At 64.9% G+C, this 19,715-nt stretch carries 17 protein-coding genes; 11 read left to right on the top strand and 6 right to left on the bottom strand.

Annotated elements, in window-relative coordinates; all coding sequences use genetic code 11:
* Positions 1-149 precede the first annotated feature (149 nt).
* Positions 150-938, bottom strand: a complete 789-nt coding sequence (locus tag MHZ91_RS03645; protein ID WP_175123345.1) for an outer membrane protein assembly factor BamD — start codon at positions 936-938, stop codon at positions 150-152.
* A 107-nt stretch (positions 939-1,045) separates the two neighbouring features.
* On the opposite strand from MHZ91_RS03645, the gene MHZ91_RS03640 reads away from it, so the two are divergent.
* From MHZ91_RS03640 to MHZ91_RS03595, 10 genes are all read left to right on the top strand, one after another.
* Complete coding sequence (locus MHZ91_RS03640) at positions 1,046-2,044, top strand: RluA family pseudouridine synthase (protein ID WP_175137387.1); 999 nt, start codon at positions 1,046-1,048, stop codon at positions 2,042-2,044.
* Positions 2,032-2,796, top strand: a complete 765-nt coding sequence (pgeF, locus tag MHZ91_RS03635; protein ID WP_175137388.1) for a peptidoglycan editing factor PgeF — start codon at positions 2,032-2,034, stop codon at positions 2,794-2,796. The genes MHZ91_RS03640 and pgeF overlap by 13 nt, the downstream gene beginning before the upstream one ends.
* 124 nt (positions 2,797-2,920) lie before the next feature.
* Positions 2,921-4,555, top strand: a complete 1,635-nt coding sequence (locus MHZ91_RS03630; RefSeq protein ID WP_175122868.1) for an alpha/beta hydrolase — start codon at positions 2,921-2,923, stop codon at positions 4,553-4,555.
* Positions 4,556-4,635: 80 nt separating this feature from the next.
* The gene (locus MHZ91_RS03625) at positions 4,636-5,373 is read left to right on the top strand and encodes a 3-ketoacyl-ACP reductase (protein ID WP_056567753.1); all 738 of its coding nucleotides are present in this window, start codon (positions 4,636-4,638) and stop codon (positions 5,371-5,373) included.
* 119 nt (positions 5,374-5,492) lie between these two features.
* Entirely contained in the window at positions 5,493-6,059 is a 567-nt protein-coding gene (gene phaR, locus MHZ91_RS03620; RefSeq protein ID WP_175122867.1) for a polyhydroxyalkanoate synthesis repressor PhaR, read from the top strand.
* Between the two features lie 222 nt (positions 6,060-6,281).
* Entirely contained in the window at positions 6,282-6,818 is a 537-nt protein-coding gene (locus MHZ91_RS03615; RefSeq protein WP_056569437.1) for an iron transporter, read from the top strand.
* Positions 6,819-6,850: 32 nt separating this feature from the next.
* Positions 6,851-7,174, top strand: a complete 324-nt coding sequence (locus tag MHZ91_RS03610; protein ID WP_175123344.1) for a cupredoxin domain-containing protein — start codon at positions 6,851-6,853, stop codon at positions 7,172-7,174.
* Between the two features lie 14 nt (positions 7,175-7,188).
* A complete protein-coding gene (locus MHZ91_RS03605) occupies positions 7,189-8,037 on the top strand; it encodes an FTR1 family protein (protein ID WP_175122866.1) in 849 nt (282 codons plus the stop codon).
* A 41-nt stretch (positions 8,038-8,078) separates the two neighbouring features.
* Positions 8,079-9,503: a 4Fe-4S binding protein gene (locus MHZ91_RS03600; protein WP_239212485.1), complete on the top strand. Its 1,425-nt coding sequence runs from the start codon at positions 8,079-8,081 to the stop codon at positions 9,501-9,503.
* Between the two features lie 74 nt (positions 9,504-9,577).
* Complete coding sequence (locus MHZ91_RS03595) at positions 9,578-10,450, top strand: PhzF family phenazine biosynthesis protein (RefSeq protein ID WP_218345168.1); 873 nt, start codon at positions 9,578-9,580, stop codon at positions 10,448-10,450.
* Between the two features lie 106 nt (positions 10,451-10,556).
* On the opposite strand, the gene MHZ91_RS03590 is transcribed toward MHZ91_RS03595, so the two are convergent.
* The 5 genes from MHZ91_RS03590 to cphA (MHZ91_RS03570) form a co-directional block, all read right to left on the bottom strand.
* Entirely contained in the window at positions 10,557-10,895 is a 339-nt protein-coding gene (locus MHZ91_RS03590; protein ID WP_056567736.1) for a BON domain-containing protein, read from the bottom strand.
* Between the two features lie 74 nt (positions 10,896-10,969).
* Positions 10,970-11,134 carry a DUF1328 domain-containing protein gene (locus tag MHZ91_RS03585; RefSeq protein ID WP_006389411.1) on the bottom strand — a complete coding sequence of 55 codons (165 nt, stop codon included), beginning with the start codon at positions 11,132-11,134 and terminating at the stop codon, positions 10,970-10,972.
* Positions 11,135-11,161: 27 nt separating this feature from the next.
* Positions 11,162-11,362 (bottom strand): CsbD family protein, encoded by a 201-nt coding sequence (locus MHZ91_RS03580; RefSeq protein ID WP_006218180.1) that lies wholly within the window; start codon positions 11,360-11,362, stop codon positions 11,162-11,164.
* A 552-nt stretch (positions 11,363-11,914) separates the two neighbouring features.
* Complete coding sequence (gene cphA, locus MHZ91_RS03575; protein WP_239212483.1) at positions 11,915-14,485, bottom strand: cyanophycin synthetase; 2,571 nt, start codon at positions 14,483-14,485, stop codon at positions 11,915-11,917.
* A 59-nt stretch (positions 14,486-14,544) separates the two neighbouring features.
* Positions 14,545-17,160 carry a cyanophycin synthetase gene (gene cphA / locus MHZ91_RS03570; protein WP_218345167.1) on the bottom strand — a complete coding sequence of 872 codons (2,616 nt, stop codon included), beginning with the start codon at positions 17,158-17,160 and terminating at the stop codon, positions 14,545-14,547.
* 259 nt (positions 17,161-17,419) lie between these two features.
* Between cphA (MHZ91_RS03570) and MHZ91_RS03565 the strand changes: the two genes are divergently transcribed.
* Positions 17,420-19,705 (top strand): ABC transporter ATP-binding protein, encoded by a 2,286-nt coding sequence (locus MHZ91_RS03565; RefSeq protein ID WP_175122861.1) that lies wholly within the window; start codon positions 17,420-17,422, stop codon positions 19,703-19,705.
* Positions 19,706-19,715 lie beyond the last annotated feature (10 nt).

The following is a 19,715-nucleotide window of genomic DNA, read 5'->3' as shown; positions in this document are numbered from 1 at the left end:
CCGCTACAGGTATCGGTTGGGGGCGTTAACCGGGGTTACCCCGGGCCCGCCCCCCCCCCCCCCGGCCCCCCCCCCCCCCCCCGCGCCCAGCAGGCGAAAAAAAGCCCTTCAGAAATCTGAAGGGCTTTTTGCTTCCCATGCAGGCGGAATCAGTTGAAGGGATTCCACCAGCTCCTGTCGGCCTTCAGGCCCTGGGTCCGGAACGCGCTGTTCGGAAAGTTCTTGTCGTAGACGCGCTGGGCATCGTTCTTCAGGTCGGTCATGTTCAGTTTGTCGTACGACTGAACCATCAGGTAGAGGGCCTCTTCGGTGGCGGGGGCGCCTTCGAAGTCGGTGATGACGGTCTGCGCGCGATTGGCGGCGGCCACGTAGGCGCCGCGTTCGTAGTAATAGCGGGCGACGTGGACTTCGTTCATGGCGATGGTGTTGACCAGCCACGCCACGCGCTTTTCGGCGTCGACGCTGTACTTGCTTTCGGGGTAGCGCTTGATCAGCTCGGTGAAGGCGTCATAGGACGCGCGCAGACCCTTGGGATCGCGCTCGGCCGGATCCTGGCCGGTGATGTTGCTCATGAAGGCGCTGGCCGGCGTGAAGTTGACCAGGCCCTTCAGGTAGAGCGCGTAATCGGTGCCGGGGTGATTGGGATAAAGCTGCTGGAAGCGGTCGATGGCGGCGAGCGCCTGCTCGTTTTCGCCGTCTTTCCAGTTGACGTAGGCCAGTTCAAGCAGCGCCTGCTGCGCGTAGACGCCGAACGGGTAGCGGCTTTCGATGGCGGTCAGGCGCTCGCGCGCTTCCTTCCAGCCGCCCGACGCCATTTCGGCCTTGGCGTCCGCGTAGAGTTGTTCTGCGCTCCAGTTGGTGGTCTTGTCGTATTTGCTGTCCGCCCCGCTGCAACCGGCGATGACGATGACGGCAAAAAGCGCGATGACCACGCGCAAAACCGACCCGCTGCGGGATGCGGGGTTCGAGGGAGCTGCAGGGTGGTGAATCACGAGAATCGTATCCTTGGTGTTAGCATGGCAGGCTGATTATATGATTTGTCTCCATGTCTGATACAGCCGCCCGCGCAGATCTTGTTTCCGACGATAGCGCCGACGAAAATCTCGACGAATCCGGCCGCGGGGAGCCGCAACTTGTAACCGTGCCGTCCGCCACGCGCGCCGACCGGCTCGACAAGATTCTGGCCGGCCTCCTGCCCGACCATTCCCGCAACCGCCTGCAAGGCTGGATCGAATCCGGCAACGTCCTGGTCAACGGGGCGCCAGGCAAGATCCGCCAGACGGTCGGCCCCGGCGACGAACTCACCATCTGGGCCCAACCCGCGCCCGACGCGCTGGCCTTCACGCCCGAACCCGTCGAGTTCGGCGTGGTCGCCGAAAGCCCCGACTGGATTGTCGTCAACAAGCCGGCGGGCCTGGTCACCCACCCCGGGGCCGGCAACTGGAGCGGCACGCTGCTCAACGGCCTGCTGCATCGCTACCCGGAGCTTGCGCAGGTTGCCCGCGCGGGCATCGTGCACCGCCTGGACAAGGACACCTCCGGCCTGATGGTCGTGGCCCGCAACGACATCGCCCAGACCCATCTCGTGCGCCAGCTTCAAGCGCGCAGCATGGGCCGCGAATACGTGGCCCTGGCGCACGGCTGGGTTGCCGCTGCGGGCAAGGTCGACCGCGCCATCGGCCGCGATCCGCGTGTGCCGGTGCGCATGAGCGTCGAACGGCCCGTCGCGCCCAAGCCGGCCATCACCAATTACGCGCCGGCCCGGCGCGGCTCGGTGGAACCCGGCGGCCGTGTCACCGAAGTGGTATGCCGCCTGGAGACGGGCCGAACCCACCAGATCCGAGTGCACATGGCCAGCCTGGGGCATCCGCTGCTGGCCGACACGATCTACGGCGGCAAGAACATTGCCGGGGCAGAGCGACAGATGCTGCACGCCCGCGCACTCCATTTCGACGATCCCGGCGGCAAGGGCGACGTCCACTTCGACGCGCTGGTGCCTGCCGACATGGCGCAGGTCCAGGAGAGCATTGCATGGAACGCCTGATTGCAGACCTGCCCGTCGTGACGGGACCCGACTGGAGTGGCGTCAGCTACTTCTGCACGACCCGCGCCGGTGGCGTCGGCGTGGCGCCCCATGGCACCCTCAATCTTGGCCTGCGGGCCGAAGACAACCCGGAGGCCGTGGCCGAGAATCGCCGCCGCGTGCGCGCGGCAGTTCCGGCCGACCCGCTGTGGCTGCGTCAGGTGCATGGCAGCGAGGTCGTGGATGCGGACGCGATCGACGTGCCGGCCGAGCCTGCCGTGGACGCCAGCGTCACCGCGCAGCCCGGGCGCGTCCTGGCCATCATGGTGGCCGATTGCCTGCCGGTGCTCATCACCGACACGGAAGGCAAGGTGCTGGGCGCGGCGCATGCCGGCTGGCGCGGCCTGGCGGGCGGGGTCCTGGAACATACGCTGGACGCCATGCGCGCCAAGGCGCCGCAGGCGGCCGGTTGGCGCGCCTGGGTCGGGCCCGGCATCGGCCCGCAGCATTTCGAAGTGGGGCAGGACGTGCTGGACGCCTTCACCGCGGACGACCCGGCCACGGCGCGCTTTTTCGCGCCACGTGCCGGCGCGGCGGGCAAGTGGCTGGCCGACCTCGCCGGATTGGCGGATTTCCGGCTGCGGCGCGCCGGGGTACAAGAGGTGTCCCTCAGCGGCGAATGCACGGTGACGCGCAAGGACCGGTACTTTTCCTACCGCCGCGACGGGGTGACGGGACGCATGGCAATGCTGGCCTGGTTGCATCCGGTTTGACGCCGCGCAAAGGCCGGGCCCGGGCTTGCGTTTTACCGTAGTAAGCCTCCTTGTATACCCGCATTGACAGTCCTGGACCCGGAATGCAACATCAATCGCGAAGTCTCGATAACAAGGTGTCGAAGTGAATGCCAATCTCTCCGCAGGTCCCATTCCGGTGAGCGTGGCACCGGAAGTCCTGGCTGACATCCAGGCAGAGTTCGCGCGCGAATGGCAACGCCTTTGCGACGATGCCCAGCGCGGCACGCTGGCGCCGCCGTCCGATCGCCGGTTCTCGGGCGATGCCTGGGCGGCGAACGCGTCGCATCTGTTGCTGGCGCATACCTATCTGCTGTCCGCCCGCGCCATGCAGCGCATGGTCGATGCCGCGCAGGTCAGCGAGCCCATGCGCGACCGCCTTCGATTCTCCATCATGCAGTGGGTCGACGCGCTGTCGCCCAGCAACTTCCTGGCATTGAATCCCGACGCGCAGCAATCCATCGTCGAAAGCGCGGGACGCGCGTTGAACGAAGGTCTTGCGAACCTGCTGGGCGACGTCCAGAAAGGCCGCATCACACAGACCGACGAGTCCCAATTCGAGATCGGCCGCAACGTGGCCACGACCCCCGGCGACGTGGTGTTCGAGAACAAGCTGTTCCAGCTCATCCAGTACGCGCCGTCGACCGGCACCGTGCACGAACGGCCACTGGTCATCGTGCCGCCGAACATCAACAAGTTCTACATCCTGGATCTGCAGCCCGAGAACTCGTTCGTGCGTCACGCGGTCGGGGAGGGCTACACGGTCTTCCTGATTTCCTGGCGCAATCCGGTGGCGGCCGATACCGACGGCGTGGACCGCGCCACCTGGTCCGACTACCTTGACGACGCGGTGCTGCAGGCGCTGCGCGTGGCCAGCGACATCACGAAGCAGCCGCAGGTCAATGCGCTGGGCTTCTGCGTGGGCGGCACGATGCTGGGTGCGGCGCTGGCGCTGGCCGAAGCGCGCGGCGAGCATCCCGTGGCTGCGCTGACGCTGCTCACCTCGATGCTCGATTTTCACGACACCGGCGTCCTGAACGTCTTTGTCGACGAAACCCACGCGCTCATGCGCGACCATCAACTGGGCAACGGCGGCCTGATGGCGGGCCGCGACCTCGCCACCACCTTCTCGTTCCTGCGCCCCAATGAGCTGGTCTGGAACTACGTGGTCGGCAATTACCTGAAGGGTCAGAAGCCCCCGGCCTTCGATCTGCTGTTCTGGAACGGCGACAGCACGAACCTGCCGGGGCCTTTCTTTTCCTGGTATTTCCGCAATACCTACCTTGAGAACAACCTCAAGGTGCCGGGCCGCGCGCAGGCCGCTGGCCTGCCGCTGGACCTGACGCGGTTGCGCATGCCGGTCTATATCTTCGGTTCGCGCGAAGACCACATCGTGCCGTGGGTTTCGGCTTATGCATCCACGCAGGTCCTGCGCGGACCGCAGCGTTTCGTGCTGGGCGCATCCGGCCACATCGCGGGCGTGGTGAATCCGCCCGCCAAGAAGCGCCGCAGCTACTGGGTGGCCGATGCGCTGGAACAGGAAAGCCAACCGCTTCCCGGCGACCCCAACACGTGGTTTTCGCAGGCCGTGGAGCAACCCGGAAGCTGGTGGCCGGACTGGTCGGGCTGGCTGGCCGAGCATTCCGGCAAACAGGTCAAAGCAAGGACAAAGGCAGGCAATGCCAAGTACCGGCCGATCGAGCCGGCCCCTGGCAGATATGTAAAGGTCCGGGCGGCCTGATACCGCGTATCGCGGTCCGATCCCCCGGGCAGGAAGATGTTTAATCAACGAGGCGTCCGTCGCACACAGGAGGAAGTCCAATGAGCGGAAAACTGGCTTACGTAACAGGCGGGATGGGCGGGATCGGCACCTCTATTTGCCAGCGCTTGGCCAAGGATGGCTTTCGCGTCGTGGCAGGTTGCGGCCCCAGCCGCAATTACCAGCAATGGCTGGATGAGCAAGCCGCGCAGGGTTTCACGTTCTACGCGTCGGTGGGCAACGTGTCCGATTGGGACTCCACCGTAGCCGCCTTCGAAAGGGTCACGGCTGACCTCGGGCCGGTGGACGTGCTGGTCAACAATGCGGGCATCACCCGCGACGGGCTGTTCCGCAAGATGACGGCCGACGATTGGCGCGCGGTCATCGACACGAACCTGAACAGCCTGTTCAACGTGACCAAGCAGGTCATCGACGGCATGGTCGAGCGCCAGTGGGGGCGCATCATCAACATCAGTTCGGTCAATGGTCAGAAGGGTCAGTTCGGCCAGACCAACTACTCCACGGCAAAGGCCGGCATCCACGGTTTCACGATGGCGCTGGCTCAGGAAGTGGCCAGCAAGGGCGTGACCGTCAACACGATCTCGCCGGGATACATCGGCACCGACATGGTCCGCGCCATCCGGCCGGACGTGCTGGAAAAAATCGTCGCCACGATTCCGGTGCGCCGCCTTGGCACGCCCGAGGAAATCGCGTCCATGACGTCGTGGCTGGCCTCGGATGAATCCGGCTTTTCGACCGGCGCGGACTTCTCGCTGAACGGCGGCCTGCACATGGGTTGACGTGACATGGGCCGCCCCGCGGCGGCCCACTGGCGCTGTACGGCTTCGGGCAGAGGGCCGTACGGCATTACACTCACATTATTCGAAGCCTAAAGAGATCGCCCGATCCGGGGACAACCATGACGCAAGCACAAACCGGCGCCAGCCTGCGCCTGATTAAAAAATACCCCAACCGTCGCTTATACGACACCCGGACCAGCACCTACATCACCCTGGCAGATGTCAAGCAACTGGTCCTGGCGAACGAGGAATTCCAGGTTGTCGATGCCAAGAGCAGCGAAGACCTGACGCGCAGCATCCTCCTGCAGATCATTCTTGAAGAGGAGAGCGGCGGCATGCCCATGTTCTCCTCGAACATGCTGTCGCAGATCATCCGTTTCTACGGCCACGCCATGCAAGGCATCATGGGCTCGTACCTGGAAAAGAACATCCAGGCCTTCATGGAGATCCAGCAGCGCATGGCCGAGCAGTCCAAGGGCCTGTACGGCAGCCAGTTCGGGCCGGAAGCCTGGACGCAATTCATGAACGTGCAGACGCCGATGCTGCAGAACATGATGAACAACTACATCGACCAGAGCAAAAACCTGTTCGTGCAGATGCAGGACCAGATGCAGGATCAGACGCGCGCGATGTTCTCGACCTTCCCGTTCACGCCGGGCAGCACCCCGGGCGCGGGCCGCAAGTAACCACCGCCGGACGCAGGGCCTGACCGGTCCGCGTCAATGCAAAAAAGCCGTCTTGGCGCATGCCAAGGCGGCTTTTTGCTGATTGAGCCAACGCAATGATCCGACACTTTTAGTGCGGCCAGGTTCAGGGTTGTGTCAGCAAAATCCACTAAATTAATGAAAACGGTTCTTGTTTGTGTTTTGAGAGCCGCTATTTTCATTTGTGTCTCAAGGATTATGCACATGATCAAGAAAGCCTTGGCGCTGGCCATTGTCGCGTTGAGCGTGTCCGCCGCCCATGCGGCCGAATACCCCATCGGCAAGCCTGTCGAAAAGGGCGGCATGGAAATCGGCGCGGTGTATCTGCAGCCGATCGAAATGGACCCGCCCGGCATGATGCGTCCGGCCAAGGATTCCGACGTGCACCTGGAGGCCGACATCCACGCCACGGCCGGCAACAAGACTGGTTTTCCTGAAGGCGAGTGGGTGCCGTATCTGGTCGTGAATTACGAGATCCAGAAGGTCGGCAGCCAGAACGTGCAGAAGGGCACGTTCATGCCCATGGTCGCCAACGATGGCCCGCACTATGGCGAAAACGTGAAGCTCGAGGGCCCGGGCAAATACAAACTCAAGTACACCATCCTGCCGCCGACGGCGAACAAGATGAGCCACTTCGGCCGTCACGTCGACAAGGAAACGGGTGTGGGCGAATGGTTCGAGCCGTTCGACCTGGAATATGAATTCGTCTACGCCGGCACCGGCAAGAAGGGCGGTTACTGATCGTGCGCCGCCTGCTTCGCGTACTTGCCGCAATGCTCATCGGCCTGTCCGGCGTAGCCGGCATGGCGCCTGCGCAGGCGGACGAACTGCCCACGTTCACCTTGCGGTTCAAGCCGGACGGCACGTTTGAGCCGGCCACGCTGGAAGTGCCCGCGGGCCGTTTCAAGATTGAACTCATCAACGAGAGCAACGAGCCGGTGGAATTCGAAAGCATTCCGCTGCGCAAGGAAAAAGTCCTGGGACCGGGGGTGAAGTCCTTCGTGGTCATCACCATTTCGCGTCCCGGCGAGTATCCCTTTTTTGACGACTTTCACCAGAGCGTGAAAGGCACCTTGGTCGTCAAGCCCAAGGAATAACGCGGCACCAAAGCATGGAACAGGTACTTTTCATCGTCTGGCGCGAAAGCGTCGAAGCCCTGCTCGTGGTGGGCATTCTGTATACGTGGTTGCGCGCCACGCCGGAAGGCAAGCGCGGGCTGCCGTACCTGTGGGGCGGCGTGGCGGCGGGCCTGGCGTTGGCCGTGGCGCTGGCGCTGGTGCTGCTGGGCGTGTCGTCCTGGCTCAGCGATGAAGGCCAGGAATGGTTCCAGGCCATCATGTCGCTGGCCGCTTGCGCGCTGGTCGTGCAGATGGTCGTGTGGATGAAGAAGCACGGCCGCACGCTCAAGGGCGAACTCGAAAGCGGGGCGCGCGCCTCCGTGGCAAGCGACAACTGGTGGGGCCTGCTTGTGCTGGTCGCCATCGCCGTCGCCCGCGAAGGCAGCGAGACCGTCGTGTTCCTGTACGGCACGGTGTCGGCGGGCGAGGGCGGCAGCGACATGCTGATGCTGGCCGTCGCTGGCGTGGCCGGTTTCGCGGTGGCGCTGCTGACGTTCTGGCTGCTGCAACTGGGCGGCAAGCTCATCACGTGGCGCCGCTTCTTCTTCGTGACCGAAATCCTGTTGCTGCTCCTGGCCGGCTCGTTGCTGGTGGGCGGCCTGGACCACCTGATTTCGCTGGATGTCCTGCCGACCATCGTGGACCCGGTCTGGGACAGCTCCTGGCTGTTGAGCGACAGCACGGGCATTGGCAAGGTGCTGGCCGACTTCGCGGGATACCGCGCATTGCCTGCGTTGTCCTCGCTGCTGTTGTGGGTGGCTTACTGGATCATCGTCTGGGCGCTGCTGCGCTGGGCGGGCGGACGGCCCGCGCCCGTGGCCGCTGCCCGCGGAGCATCCTGATTCCGGTGTTTTCTCCGGACTGATTTTCTTAAGGTTTGACCATGGCTGCTGCACTCGGGAGGGCAACCTCCCGCATCGCCGACTTCCTCCGTGACCATGCCCCGCTGTTGCGCAAGCTGCAGTGGGGCATTGTCGCGTTGTACGCGTTTCTTCTCATCGTGCCGGCGTTGCTGCCGCTGCCCGACAACGCGGCCTCGGTGTTCAACAACCTGACCGTCGTGGCGCAGTTTGCGTTCTGGGGCGTGTGGTGGCCGTTCGTCCTGATCTCGATGCCAATCCTGGGGCGCGCATGGTGCGGCTGGCTGTGTCCCGAAGGGATGCTGACCGAATGGGCCAGCGAGCGCGGACAGGGCCGGGCCATCCCGAAGTGGATGCGCTGGGGCGGCTGGCCGTTCGTGGCCTTCGCGCTGACGACCATCTACGGTCAGCTGGTCAGTGTCTATCAGTACCCCTTGGCGGTGCTGGCCGTCCTGGGCGGGTCCACCGTGGCAGCCATGATCGTCGGCTGGCGCTACGGGCGCAGCAAGCGGGTGTGGTGCAAGTATCTGTGCCCGGTCAATGGCGTGTTCAACCTGCTGGCCAAGCTGGCGCCCTGGCACTTCAAGGTCGACGAGGAAAAGTGGCGCCATCCCGTCATCCGCATCGAGCCCATCAACTGTGCGCCGCTGGTGCCGCTGCGCCACATGAAGGGCGCGGGCGATTGCCACGTCTGTGGACGGTGCAGTGGCTATCGCGGCGCCATTGCACTGACACCCCGCTCGCCTGAGGAAGAGATCGTGCACGTGGCCGATGGCGATCCGTGGCAGACGGCATTGCTGTGTTTCGGCTTGATGGGCATTGCGATCGGCGCGTTTCTCTGGAGCGCCAGCCCGTGGTTCGTGACGGCCAAGCAATGGGCCGCGACCTGGCTGGTCGAGCACGACATCCTGTGGCCGCTGATGGACAACGCGCCGTGGTTCATCCTGACGCACTACCCGGACGTGAACGACAGCTTCTCGTGGCTGGACGGCGCCGGCATTCTGCTCTTTGTCGTCGGCGCCACGATATGCGTGGGCGGCGCGGCCTTCCTGTCGTTGTGGCTCGCCGACCGCATTGCGCCCGCCGCACCCGTGCCGCCGGCGCCCGTCAATTCCCATGCTGCCCATGCGCCCGTATCGCGCTGGGGGCGGGCCGGCCTGCACAAGCTGGCGCAGGCGCTGATTCCGTCGGCTGGCATTGGCGTGTTTTTGGGCCTGTCCGCCACGACGATCACGCTGCTCAAGCATGAAGGCGTGCATGCGGCATGGGCGACGCCGGTCCGGTTCACGCTGCTGACCCTGGCGGTGCTGTGGACGCTGCGTCTTTACGCGCGCCTCCTGAATGCGCGTCCGGTCGGCATGGCGCGCAAGGTTGGCGCGGGTTTTGTGCTGGCCGCGGGCCTCGTGCCGTTCTGCATGGCGTGGGTGCTGTTCTTCGCCGTTTGGTAAGCGTTTGACGGGGCCGCTGCGATACAGTGGGGGCTTATCCGGCGTCGCCGGCATTTTCCTCACTGCTATCCGCCATGGCTTCCTACGCATTTCGTCTACTCAACGTTTTCGCCGCTTCCACATTCAGCGGCAATCAGCTCTGTGTGTTTGAAGACGCGCGCGGCATGGATGATGCCACCATGCTCAATCTTGCGGCGCAATTCAATCTGTCCGAGACCACGTTCATCCTGCCTTCGGATCAGGCCGACGCGCGGGTGCGCGTCTTTACACCGGGCTTTGAAATGAAGTTCGCCGGACATCCGGCCATTGGCACCGCGCAGGTCGTGCGCGACCTGCGGCAGACCGGCGACGCGTTGACGCTGGAATTTCAGGCGGGTGTCGTGCCGCTTACTGCCATTGGCGACGCGTGGACCTTCACCGCGCCGTGTCCGGGCGGGGTGCGCACCGCCGCGCCCAAGTTGGATCCCGCCGGCATCGCCGGACTGGTGGGCCTGGGCGAAAACGACCTGCTGGCCGACCCGATCTGGGTGGATACCGGTGCGGACCAGTTGCTCGTGCCGCTTGCCAGCGTGGACGCAGTGCGCCGGGCCAAGCCGGACGCGTCGCTGCTCAGCCGCTGGCAGACCAGCAGCCTCGAACGCAAGTCGCTATATCTGTTTGCGTTTGACGAAGGCAATGTCCAGGCGGGCCGACAGGTCGTCGTGGCCCGCTACTTTTACGCCACGCCGGGCGGTGCGATCAACGAAGATCCCGGCACCGGTTCGGCTTGCGCCAATCTCGGCGGCTGGCTCCTGCATCGCAAGGCCGCGCTGCCCGCCAGCGTGCTGGTGGAGCAAGGCGACCAGACCGGCCGCCCCTGCCGCCTGCAGTTGGATGTCTCGACCGATGGCCGCATCCAGGTGGGCGGACGCGCGCTGGAAATCGGCCGCGGCGCCGTCACGCTGTAGCAGAGCGCAAATCCCAAAGCGAGCATGTAAAAGCCAAACGTGAAAGCGGCGCCTGTTTGCACAGGCGCCGTTTTCAAATCAGGCGTCGATCAGATCGATGCCTTGATTACTTGCGGTTCTTGGCCGGATCAACCTTGATGTTGTTCTTGACCTGCTTCACGCCTTCAACGCCACGGGCGACCTTGGCGGCGTGATCCGCTTCGGCAGCGGTGCCGACGGTGCCGGTCAGCGTGGCTTCGCCGTTGTTGGTTTCGACGGCGATTTCCAGGGCGCTCAGCTGCTTGTCGGCGACAAAGGCGGCCTTGACCTTGGTGGTCACGGTGGCGTCGGACGCGTATTCACCCACGGACTGTTTCGGCTTGCCGTCATCGGCGGCAAAAGCCATGGAAGTGAAGACAGCGCCAGTACCCAGTGCGGCGGCGGCGATCAGCTTGCGAATTTCCATAGTAATGCTCCTTTTTATTGGTGTTCAGCGCGTTCGTGACGCTATGACGATCTACTAAAGCTCAGATGCGGGTTCTATTTCTTGCGGAAGGCGCCGCCCAGAATGGACAGGAGAGCCAGGACCAGAAAGACGAAGAACAGGATCTTGGCAATCCCCGCGGCGCCGGCGGCGATGCCGCCGAACCCCAGGACAGCCGCGATGATCGCGATAACGAAGAAAACTACGGCGTAATGCAACATGTCAGCTTCTCCTGGTGGTTATGGGAATCAGGGATTGCGGTCGAAGAAGTCGCGGACTTCCTTTTGCGCCTCATCCTTGGTCTTGCCGTAGCGTTCCTGGATCAGACCAGCCAGACGCTCGGCGTTGCCTTCGGTGCGGGTCAGTTCGTCGTCGGTGAGTTCACCCCAAGCCGCCTTGGCCTTGCCCGTCAGTTGCTTCCACTTTCCGGCGATGATGTCGTTGTTCATGGTGACCTCTCTCTGGTTTCGTGCGGCGGCAGGTTCATGGCCTATGAAGCTGCCGGAACGCGGTGTGTTGGGAACTGATCAGCTAGGTTCTAAGCTACGAGTCGCCCCCTGGGGCTGTCAAACCACGCTGTGGAGAAATGTAACTGCGCCGCCTCTGAAAATGCCCCGGGTTTGAGACGAGAAAACGCGTTCCGGGCGCACGAAGGCCGAGTTACATTTGAGCAACCATTTGACCCCTTTTGTGCGTGGCTAGTAACCGATCCGCTCTCGAAACCCACTGCTGGCGCGGCTGGCCGGGCAGGGCGCATGCCGGTATAGTCCACACGGAACCGGCTGGCGGTTCGCCACGTAAAGGGAGAAAAGCTCGCATGACGAAACGACTTTGCAGCGCCATCTTGCTGGCGCTTGGCGCCATGGCGGCCGTGGGGTGCACGCACGTGACGGACCGGTATCAGGCCTCGGCGCCCATCGCATCCCCGCGCGGCTGATGGCATCGTAAGACGAAAAAAAACGGGGCGCCTGAGCGCCCCGTCCGCATTTGCGCCGAGCCGTTCAGGGCTGGGCGATGCGCTTGGCGATGTGGTCCAGCGCTTCTTCCACCTGATCGACCAGGATCAGGCACAGATCGCCCGAATTCAGGCGCGCCAGCGCCGTGTCGATCGCCACGAACTCACCATGGATCTCGTCGATCTGCGTGGTGCGGCTGGCGCCCACCAGACCCTGCTGCAGCAGGGCCAGCACTTCGCCGTCCGCGCGGCCGCGTTGGCACTGGTCCTGGTAAAGCAGCACGTCGTCGAAGGCGGCGCCCAGTATCTCGGTCTGCATGCGGATGTCTTCGTCGCGGCGGTCGCCCGCGCCACTGATGACGACCGAGCGGCGCTTGGCCGGCATGGCGTCCACGGCACGCACCAGCGCCTGGATGGCGTCGGGGTTGTGGCCATAGTCGGCGATCACCGTGGCGCCGCGGTAGTCGAACACGTTGAAGCGGCCCGGAGCCGTCTGCGCGTCGTTGACGAACGTGGCCAGGCCACGGCGCACGACATCCCAGCCCAGGTCCAGCGCCCACGCCGCCGCAATGGAAGCCATCGCGTTCTCGACCTGGAAGGTGATCGTGCCGTTGCGCGTGAGCGGGATCTCGGCCAGCGGGAAACGCACCTCGTCGGCGCCTTGCGCCGCCACGATGGCATCGCCATCGCGGTAGACCGAACGCAGGCCCTGCGCGCGATGCGTGGCCAGCACGGGATGGTTGCGGTCTTCGGCAAAGTAGGTGATCGAGCCCGGGCAGCTTGCGGCCATCTCGGCCACGATGGGATCGGCCGCGTTCAGCACTGCCATGCCCGACGGATGCACGTGCTGCACGATGACGCGCTTGACCACGGCCAGGTCCTCGACCGTGCTGATGTAGCCGAGCCCCAGGTGGTCGCCCATGCCGATGTTGGTGACGATGGCGACGTTGCAGCGGTCGAACGCCAGGCCTTCGCGCAGGATGCCGCCGCGCGCGGTTTCAAACACCGCGGCGTCCACGTCCGGGTGCATCAGCACGCTGCGCGCGCTGCGCGGACCGCTGCAGTCGCCGGTGTCGATGCGCAGGTTGTCGACGTACACGCCGTCGGAGTTCGTCATGCCCACGCGGTTGCCGGCCGCGCCCAGCAGGTGCGCGGTCAGGCGGACCGTGGTGGTCTTGCCGTTGGTGCCCGCGACGGCCACGACTGGAATGCGGCCGTCGTCGCCGTCCGCGAACATGTTGGCGATGATGGCTTCGCCCACCGCGCGGCCCTTGCCGAACGAGGGGTTCAGGTGCATGCGCAGGCCAGGCGCGGCGTTGACTTCCACGACGCCACCGTGCTGCTCTTCAAGCGGGTATTGCACCGTTTCGGCCACCACGTCCACGCCGCAGATGTCCAGGCCGATCATGCGGGCCGCGGACACCGCGCGCGCCGCCATTTCAGGGTGGACCTCGTCGGTCACGTCGGTGGCCGAGCCCCCGGTGCTCAGGTTGGCGTTGTTGCGCAGGAAGATCAGCGTGCCGGAGGGCGGTACGGAATCGGCGTCAAAGCCTTGTTTTTTCAGCGTCGCCAGGGCGATGTCGTCGAAACGGATCTTGGTCAGCGAGGTGGCATGGCCGTCGCCGCGCAACGGGTCGGCGTTGACCTGGTCCACCAGTTGGCGGATGGTCTGCTGCCCGTCGCCCGTGACTTGCGGCGGATCGCGGCGCGACGCCGCGACCAGCGCGCCGCCCACCACCAGCAGGCGGAAATCGTGGCCCGGAATGTAGCGTTCGACGATGACCTCGGAGCTGATCTCCTCGGCCACTTCAAAGGCCTGGATCACGCGCTCGCGGGTTTCGATGTTGACCGCGACGCCACGGCCCTGGCTGCCGTCGCGCGGCTTGACCACGACCGGGCCGCCCAGTTCCTGCGCCGCTTCCCAGGCCTCTTCGGCGGTGGTCACGGAACGGCCCATCGGCACCGGCACGCCCGCGGCGTCCAGCAGCATCTTGGTCAGGTCTTTGTCCTGCGCGATGGATTCGGAGATGGCGCTGGTCAGGTCGGTTTCGGCGGCCTGGATGCGGCGCTGCTTGCTGCCCCAGCCAAACTGGACCATGCTGCCTTGCGTGAGGCGGCGGTAGGGGATGTTGCGCGCGGTAGCGGCGTTCACGATGGAGCCGGTGCTGGGCCCCAGGCGCACGTCTTCGTCCAGCTCGCGCAGACGCTTCAGGGCGTCGGCAATGTCGAACGGCGTGTCATCGAGCGCGGCGCGCACGAGGTCCTGCGCCAGTTCCATCGCCAGCTTGCCGACTTCTTCTTCGCTGTACTCGACCACGACCTGGAACACGCCCGGTTCGATGGTGGAGGCGGTGCGGCCGAACGTGACGGGGCAGCCGGCGTGCGCCTGCATCGTCAGCGCGACGATCTGCAGCACGTGGGCGATGGACACCGCGCCCTGGTGACCTTCGGGGCGCAGCAGGCCGGTTTGCGGCAGCCGCGCGCGCAGGCGGGCTTCGAACTCGGGCAGGTTGTCGATGGAGCATTCGGCATCGCCGCAGGACACGATGGCCTCGATGGCGGTGTTCTTGCTCCACAGATTGGGGCCGCGCAATGCTCGGATTCGGGAGACTTCCATGGCAGGGTTTCCTGTCGTCTGACGCGCGTCCGCCGGGGGCGGCCGCGCGCCTAATAAGGTCAGTTTTGTTGGATCCAGCGGCGGACCAGATCGATGGTCGGTCCGGAGAACGCCTCGTCGGACTGCAGCAGGGCGAAGTCGCCGGCGCCGATGCCGTCCAGCACGCTGGCAATGGCCTTGCCGTGGTCGGGCTCGTCCTGGATGTCCTTGACGCGGCTGCCTTGCGCCAGGCCCTGGCGGAGCAGCGCGCGCGCTTCGCCGTCGGGGCGCTTGCTGCGCACGGTCGCGTCGTCATACAGAACCACGCGGTCGAAGGCGTCGCCAAGGAGCTTGCCCTGTTCGATCAGGTCCGCGTCGCGGCGGTCTGCGCCGGCCGAGTAGACGGCAGCGCGCCGGGCGGACGGGAACTGGTCGATGGCCGTGAGCAGCGGACGCAGCCCCGAGGCGTTGTGCACGTCGTCCACCACGACCGTGGCGCCATTGCGCTCGAACAGCGTGAACTGCCACGGCGCGTCGGCCTGGTCGATGTCGAAGGTCTCGATGCCGGCGCGGATCAGTTCCACCGGAATATCCAGCGCCCACGCCGAACCCACGGCTGCCAGCACGTTTTCAACCTGGAAGGCCACGCGGCCGCCATGTGTCAGCGGGATGGCGGCGACGTCGGCCAGGCGTTCTTCCTGGCTGCCCTGCGCCAGCACGATGCTGCCGTCGCGCACGAACACGGCGCGTCCGTCCTGGGCGAGGTGCTGGACGATGGCGGGCAGGGCGGGATCGATGCCGAAGAAGATCACGCCGCCGTCGCAGAGCTCGGCCATTTCGACCACGCGCGGATCGCGCGCGTTCAGCACGGCCACGCCATCGGGCAGGACCACGTCCACCTGCGTGCGGAACACATTGAACAGGCGTTCCGTTTCGTTGATGTCGAAGTCGCCGAGATGATCGCCGTCGTCGATGTTGGTGACCACGCCGACCTGGCAGCGGTCGTAGGCCAGGCCCTGGCCAAGGATCACGCCGCTGTCGTTCTCGATGACGGCGGCGTCCACGTTGCGGTTCATGAGCAGGCGCGTGCCCGACGCGAAGTCGGCGCGGTCGCCCTTTTGAACGAGGCGGCGGTCCAGGTAAAGGCCTTCGCTGCACGCGAGGCCGGTGCGCTTGCCGGACAGGTGCAAGAGGCGCGCGACGAGACGGGCGACGACGGTCTTGCCGTTGGTGCCGGTCACGCCGACGATGGGAATTCGGCCCGCGTCGCCCTCGGGGAAGAGGTGGTCGACGATCGCGCGGCCCACGGGACGCGGCGTGCCATCGGCCGGCTTCAGGTGCATCAGCAGGCCCGGTCCGGCGTTGACTTCGACGATGGCGCCGCGCTGTTCATCCAGCGGGCGCGTGATGTCTTCGGCCACGAGGTCCACGCCGGCGATGTCCAGGCCGACGATGCGTGCGGCCAGCGTCACGGTGGCGGCCACGCTGGGGTGGACGCGGTCGGTCACGTCGAACGCGACGTTGCCGCTGCGCTGCACCAGCACGCGCTGGCCTTCGGGCGGCACGCTGTCTTCCGACAGGCCCTGGCGCGCGATCTCCAGCCGGGCGGCGGAATCCAGGCGCACGGGATTGAGCGGATGGTTCTCGGTCCGGCCGCGGCGCGGGTCGGTATTGATCTGGCTGTCGATGAGTTCGGTGATGGTCGACTTGCCGTCGCCCGTCACCCACGCCGGTTCGCCAGCGGCCGCCGCGACCATGCGGTTGCCCACCACCAGCAGGCGGTGTTCGTTGCCCAGCACGAAGCGTTCGACGATGACGCCGCTACCTTCGTCCACGGCGACGCGGTAGGCCGAGACCACTTCCTCGCGCGTCGTCAGATTGGTGAAGACGCCGCGGCCATGGTTGCCGTCGTAGGGCTTGACCACCACGGGCAGGCCTATGTCCTCGGCGGCGTCCCACGCGTCTTCCTCGCTTTCAACGAGGCGCCCTTCGGGCACCGGCACGCCGCAGGTCGACAGCAGTTCCTTGGTCAGGTCCTTGTCGCGCGAAATGCCTTCGGCGATGGCGCTGGTGCGATCGGTTTCGGCCGTCCAGATGCGGCGCTGCGCCGAGCCGTAGCCGAATTGGACGAGGTTGCCCTCAAAAAGACGGATATACGGAATATCGCGATCATCGGCCGCATCGACGATGCAGGCCGTGCTGGGGCCGAGGCAGTGGCGGTCGACCAGGCTGCGCAGCTTGGCCACGGTGGCGGGCACGTCGAACGGCCGGTCCTCGATGGCGGCCATGACGAGGTCGCGCGCTTCGTTCAATGCAGTGCGGGTGACCTGTTCCTGCCAGGCGCGCACGACGACCTTGTAGACGCCGCGCTTGGAGGTTTCGCGGGCCTTGCCGAAGCCGCCGCGCAAGCCGGCCAGGTTCTGCAATTCAAGGGTGACGTGTTCAAGAATGTGGCCGGGCCACGTGCCTTCTTTAAGGCGGGCAAGAAAACCGCCCCGCACGCCGGGGCTGCATCGATGTTCGATCAGCGTCGGCAGCCATTCCGTCAGGCGCTCATAAAATCCGGGAATCGTGTTGGAGGGGTAATCCTCCAGTTCACCGATATCCACCCATGCTTCAAGGACCGGACGATACGTCCAAATGTTCGGGCCGCGCAAAGCCACGACATCGATAAATTCAATGTCTTTCTTTTTCATGTTTTAATTCGCTCGAGAAGCAGGTTGGCACGCGCGGACGCCCCTATGCAAGACCGCGATTTTATTGGGGTTGCGCCTTAAGAATAATGCCAACGAGTGGGGGATCCCAGATGTTCCTAATTAGAAAAATCGGCTGATACTATACGACGCCTTCATGGCGTGAACTCGTTGTGTTGTAAGGAAGGGACACGTTTGCCGCCGATGGCGTCAAACCGGTTGCCGCCTAGTAGGGCAGAGTCCTGGCCCGGTATGCGTTCCAATGAAAAAACCACACCTGCTTTCCGGCCTTGCCGACGCATTTCCTGCCCGCTGGCGGGATGAAATCCGCACCGAAGTGGCGGATGACGAAACCCTTCTGGCCTGGGTCGAAATAGACCTCGATCAGCGTTTGAAATTCCAGCCGGGTCTGGTCGCCGTGACTGATAAACGGCTGATCGCCCGCCTTCCCGACGATTCCGGTTGGGAATCCTGGCCATATGGCCCTCAATTGAAGCTATCCCTCAGCGATCATGCCGGCGCCGCCGTGCTGGAGCTGCACGACGACACCGGCCGTCTGGGCGTCTGGCGATTCACGCTGGCTTGCAATCCCGCGGCGCTGCGGCTGTTGGCCCAGTTTGAAACGCAGCAGTCGATTCGTCTGTCGGGCAAGCCGGCCGAAGCGCTGGAAGAACGCACCTGCACGATCTGTAATAACGTCATTCCCGCGGGCGAGGAAGAATGCCCGACGTGCAATCAGGAACAGGCCGCGCCGTCGACCACCTGGGCGCTCTTGCGGCTGTGGCGTTTTGCGCGGCCTTACCGCGGTCCGTTGTTTGCCGGGTTTCTGCTGACGCTGCTCGGCACCGCGGCCACGCTGGTGCCGCCGTACCTGACGATGCCGCTGATGGACGACGTGCTGATTCCGTTCCAGAACGGTGCGCCCATTGATTACAGCCTCGTGCGGCTTTATCTGGGTGGCCTGTTGGGATCGGCCATTCTGGCGTGGGGGCTGGGTTGGGCGCGCACGTATATTCTGGCGTGGGTCAGCGAACGCATCGGCGCGGATCTGCGCACCACCACTTACGCGCACCTGCAGCAACTGTCGCTTGAGTATTTCGGCGGCAAGCGCACCGGCGATCTGATTTCGCGCATTGGTAGCGAAACCGACCGCATCTGCGTATTCCTGTCGCTGCACCTGCTGGACTTCGCCACCGACATTCTCATGATCGCCATGACGGCGGTCATTCTGATCAGCATCAATCCGTGGCTTGCGCTGGTCACGCTGGTGCCGCTGCCGTTCATCATCTGGATGATCCACGCGGTGCGCGACCGCTTGCGGCACGGCTTCGAAAAGGTCGACCGCATCTGGTCCGAGATCACGAACGTGCTGGCCGACACCATTCCCGGCATCCGCGTGGTCAAGGCATTTGCGCAAGAAAAGCGCGAGGTCGCGCGTTTCCGCGAAGCGAACAACCGCAACCTGGAAGTGAACGATCGCGTCAACACGACGTGGTCGCTGTTCTCGCCGACGGTCACGCTGCTGACCGAAGTTGGCCTGTTGGTGGTGTGGATCTTCGGCATCTGGCAGGTGTCGCAAAAGCAGATCACCGTGGGTGTGCTGGCTGCGTTCCTGGCGTATATCGGGCGCTTCTACATGCGCCTGGATTCCATGAGCCGCATCGTGTCGGTCACGCAGAAGGCTGCCGCTGGCGCCAAGCGTATCTTCGACATCCTGGACCACGTGTCCAGCGTGCCGGAACCCCAAAACCCCGCCAAGCTGCCGCATATCAACGGCCGCATCGAACTGCGCGACGTGGGCTTTCGCTACGGCAACCGCCAGGTCATCCGCGGGTTGAATCTGACGATCGCCCCGGGCGAAATGATCGGGCTCGTGGGCCACAGCGGTTCGGGCAAGAGCACGCTGATCAACCTGATCTGCCGTTTCTACGACGTATCCGAAGGCGCCGTGATGGTGGATGGCGCCGACATCCGTTCGGTGCGCGTGGCCGATTACCGTCGCAATATCGGGCTGGTGCTGCAGGAGCCGTTCCTGTTCTTTGGCACCATCGCCGAGAACATCGCCTACGGCCGCCCGGACGCCACGCGCGACGAGATCGTGGCCGCGGCGCGCGCCGCGCATGCGCACGAGTTCATCCTGCGCCTGCCGCACGGCTATGACTCGCTGGTGGGCGAGCGCGGCCAGGCCCTGTCCGGCGGCGAGCGCCAGCGCATCTCGATCGCGCGCGCCTTGCTGATCGACCCGCGCATCCTGATCCTGGACGAAGCCACGTCGTCGGTGGACACCACGACCGAGAAAGAGATTCAGAAAGCGCTGGACAACCTGGTTCGTGGCCGCACCACCATCGCGATTGCGCACCGCCTGAGCACGCTGCGCAAGGCCGACCGGCTGGTGGTCCTGGACCGCGGCCAGATCGTGGAGCAGGGACCGCACGAAGAACTGATGGCCCGCGAGGGCGCCTACTATCGCCTGTATCAGGCGCAGGCGCGCCAGGCGGAAGCCGACGCCCAGGCGTCGGGCAGCGAAGACATGGCCGCCGTGGCCTGACGCGGAAACG

It is taken from the genome of Achromobacter sp. ACRQX, assembly GCF_022346505.1.
Lineage (GTDB): Bacteria > Pseudomonadota > Gammaproteobacteria > Burkholderiales > Burkholderiaceae_B > Achromobacter > Achromobacter animicus.
The sequence above is the reverse complement of the archived record's forward strand: the minus strand, read 5'-3'. Positions and strand labels throughout refer to the sequence as shown.

Coding starts and splice junctions, on each gene's coding strand:
- MHZ91_RS03640 (WP_175137387.1), top strand. CDS start 1,046: ATGTCTGATACAGCCGCCCGCGCAGATCTTGTTTCCGACGATAGCGCC.
- MHZ91_RS03565 (WP_175122861.1), top strand. CDS start 17,420: ATGAAAAAACCACACCTGCTTTCCGGCCTTGCCGACGCATTTCCTGCC.
- MHZ91_RS03580 (WP_006218180.1), bottom strand. CDS start 11,362: ATGAACAACGACATCATCGCCGGAAAGTGGAAGCAACTGACGGGCAAG.
- MHZ91_RS03590 (WP_056567736.1), bottom strand. CDS start 10,895: ATGGAAATTCGCAAGCTGATCGCCGCCGCCGCACTGGGTACTGGCGCT.
- MHZ91_RS03625 (WP_056567753.1), top strand. CDS start 4,636: ATGAGCGGAAAACTGGCTTACGTAACAGGCGGGATGGGCGGGATCGGC.
- pgeF (WP_175137388.1), top strand. CDS start 2,032: ATGGAACGCCTGATTGCAGACCTGCCCGTCGTGACGGGACCCGACTGG.
- MHZ91_RS03610 (WP_175123344.1), top strand. CDS start 6,851: ATGCTCATCGGCCTGTCCGGCGTAGCCGGCATGGCGCCTGCGCAGGCG.
- MHZ91_RS03615 (WP_056569437.1), top strand. CDS start 6,282: ATGATCAAGAAAGCCTTGGCGCTGGCCATTGTCGCGTTGAGCGTGTCC.
- MHZ91_RS03600 (WP_239212485.1), top strand. CDS start 8,079: ATGGCTGCTGCACTCGGGAGGGCAACCTCCCGCATCGCCGACTTCCTC.
- phaR (WP_175122867.1), top strand. CDS start 5,493: ATGACGCAAGCACAAACCGGCGCCAGCCTGCGCCTGATTAAAAAATAC.
- cphA (WP_218345167.1), bottom strand. CDS start 17,160: ATGAAAAAGAAAGACATTGAATTTATCGATGTCGTGGCTTTGCGCGGC.
- MHZ91_RS03595 (WP_218345168.1), top strand. CDS start 9,578: ATGGCTTCCTACGCATTTCGTCTACTCAACGTTTTCGCCGCTTCCACA.
- cphA (WP_239212483.1), bottom strand. CDS start 14,485: ATGGAAGTCTCCCGAATCCGAGCATTGCGCGGCCCCAATCTGTGGAGC.
- MHZ91_RS03605 (WP_175122866.1), top strand. CDS start 7,189: ATGGAACAGGTACTTTTCATCGTCTGGCGCGAAAGCGTCGAAGCCCTG.
- MHZ91_RS03585 (WP_006389411.1), bottom strand. CDS start 11,134: ATGTTGCATTACGCCGTAGTTTTCTTCGTTATCGCGATCATCGCGGCT.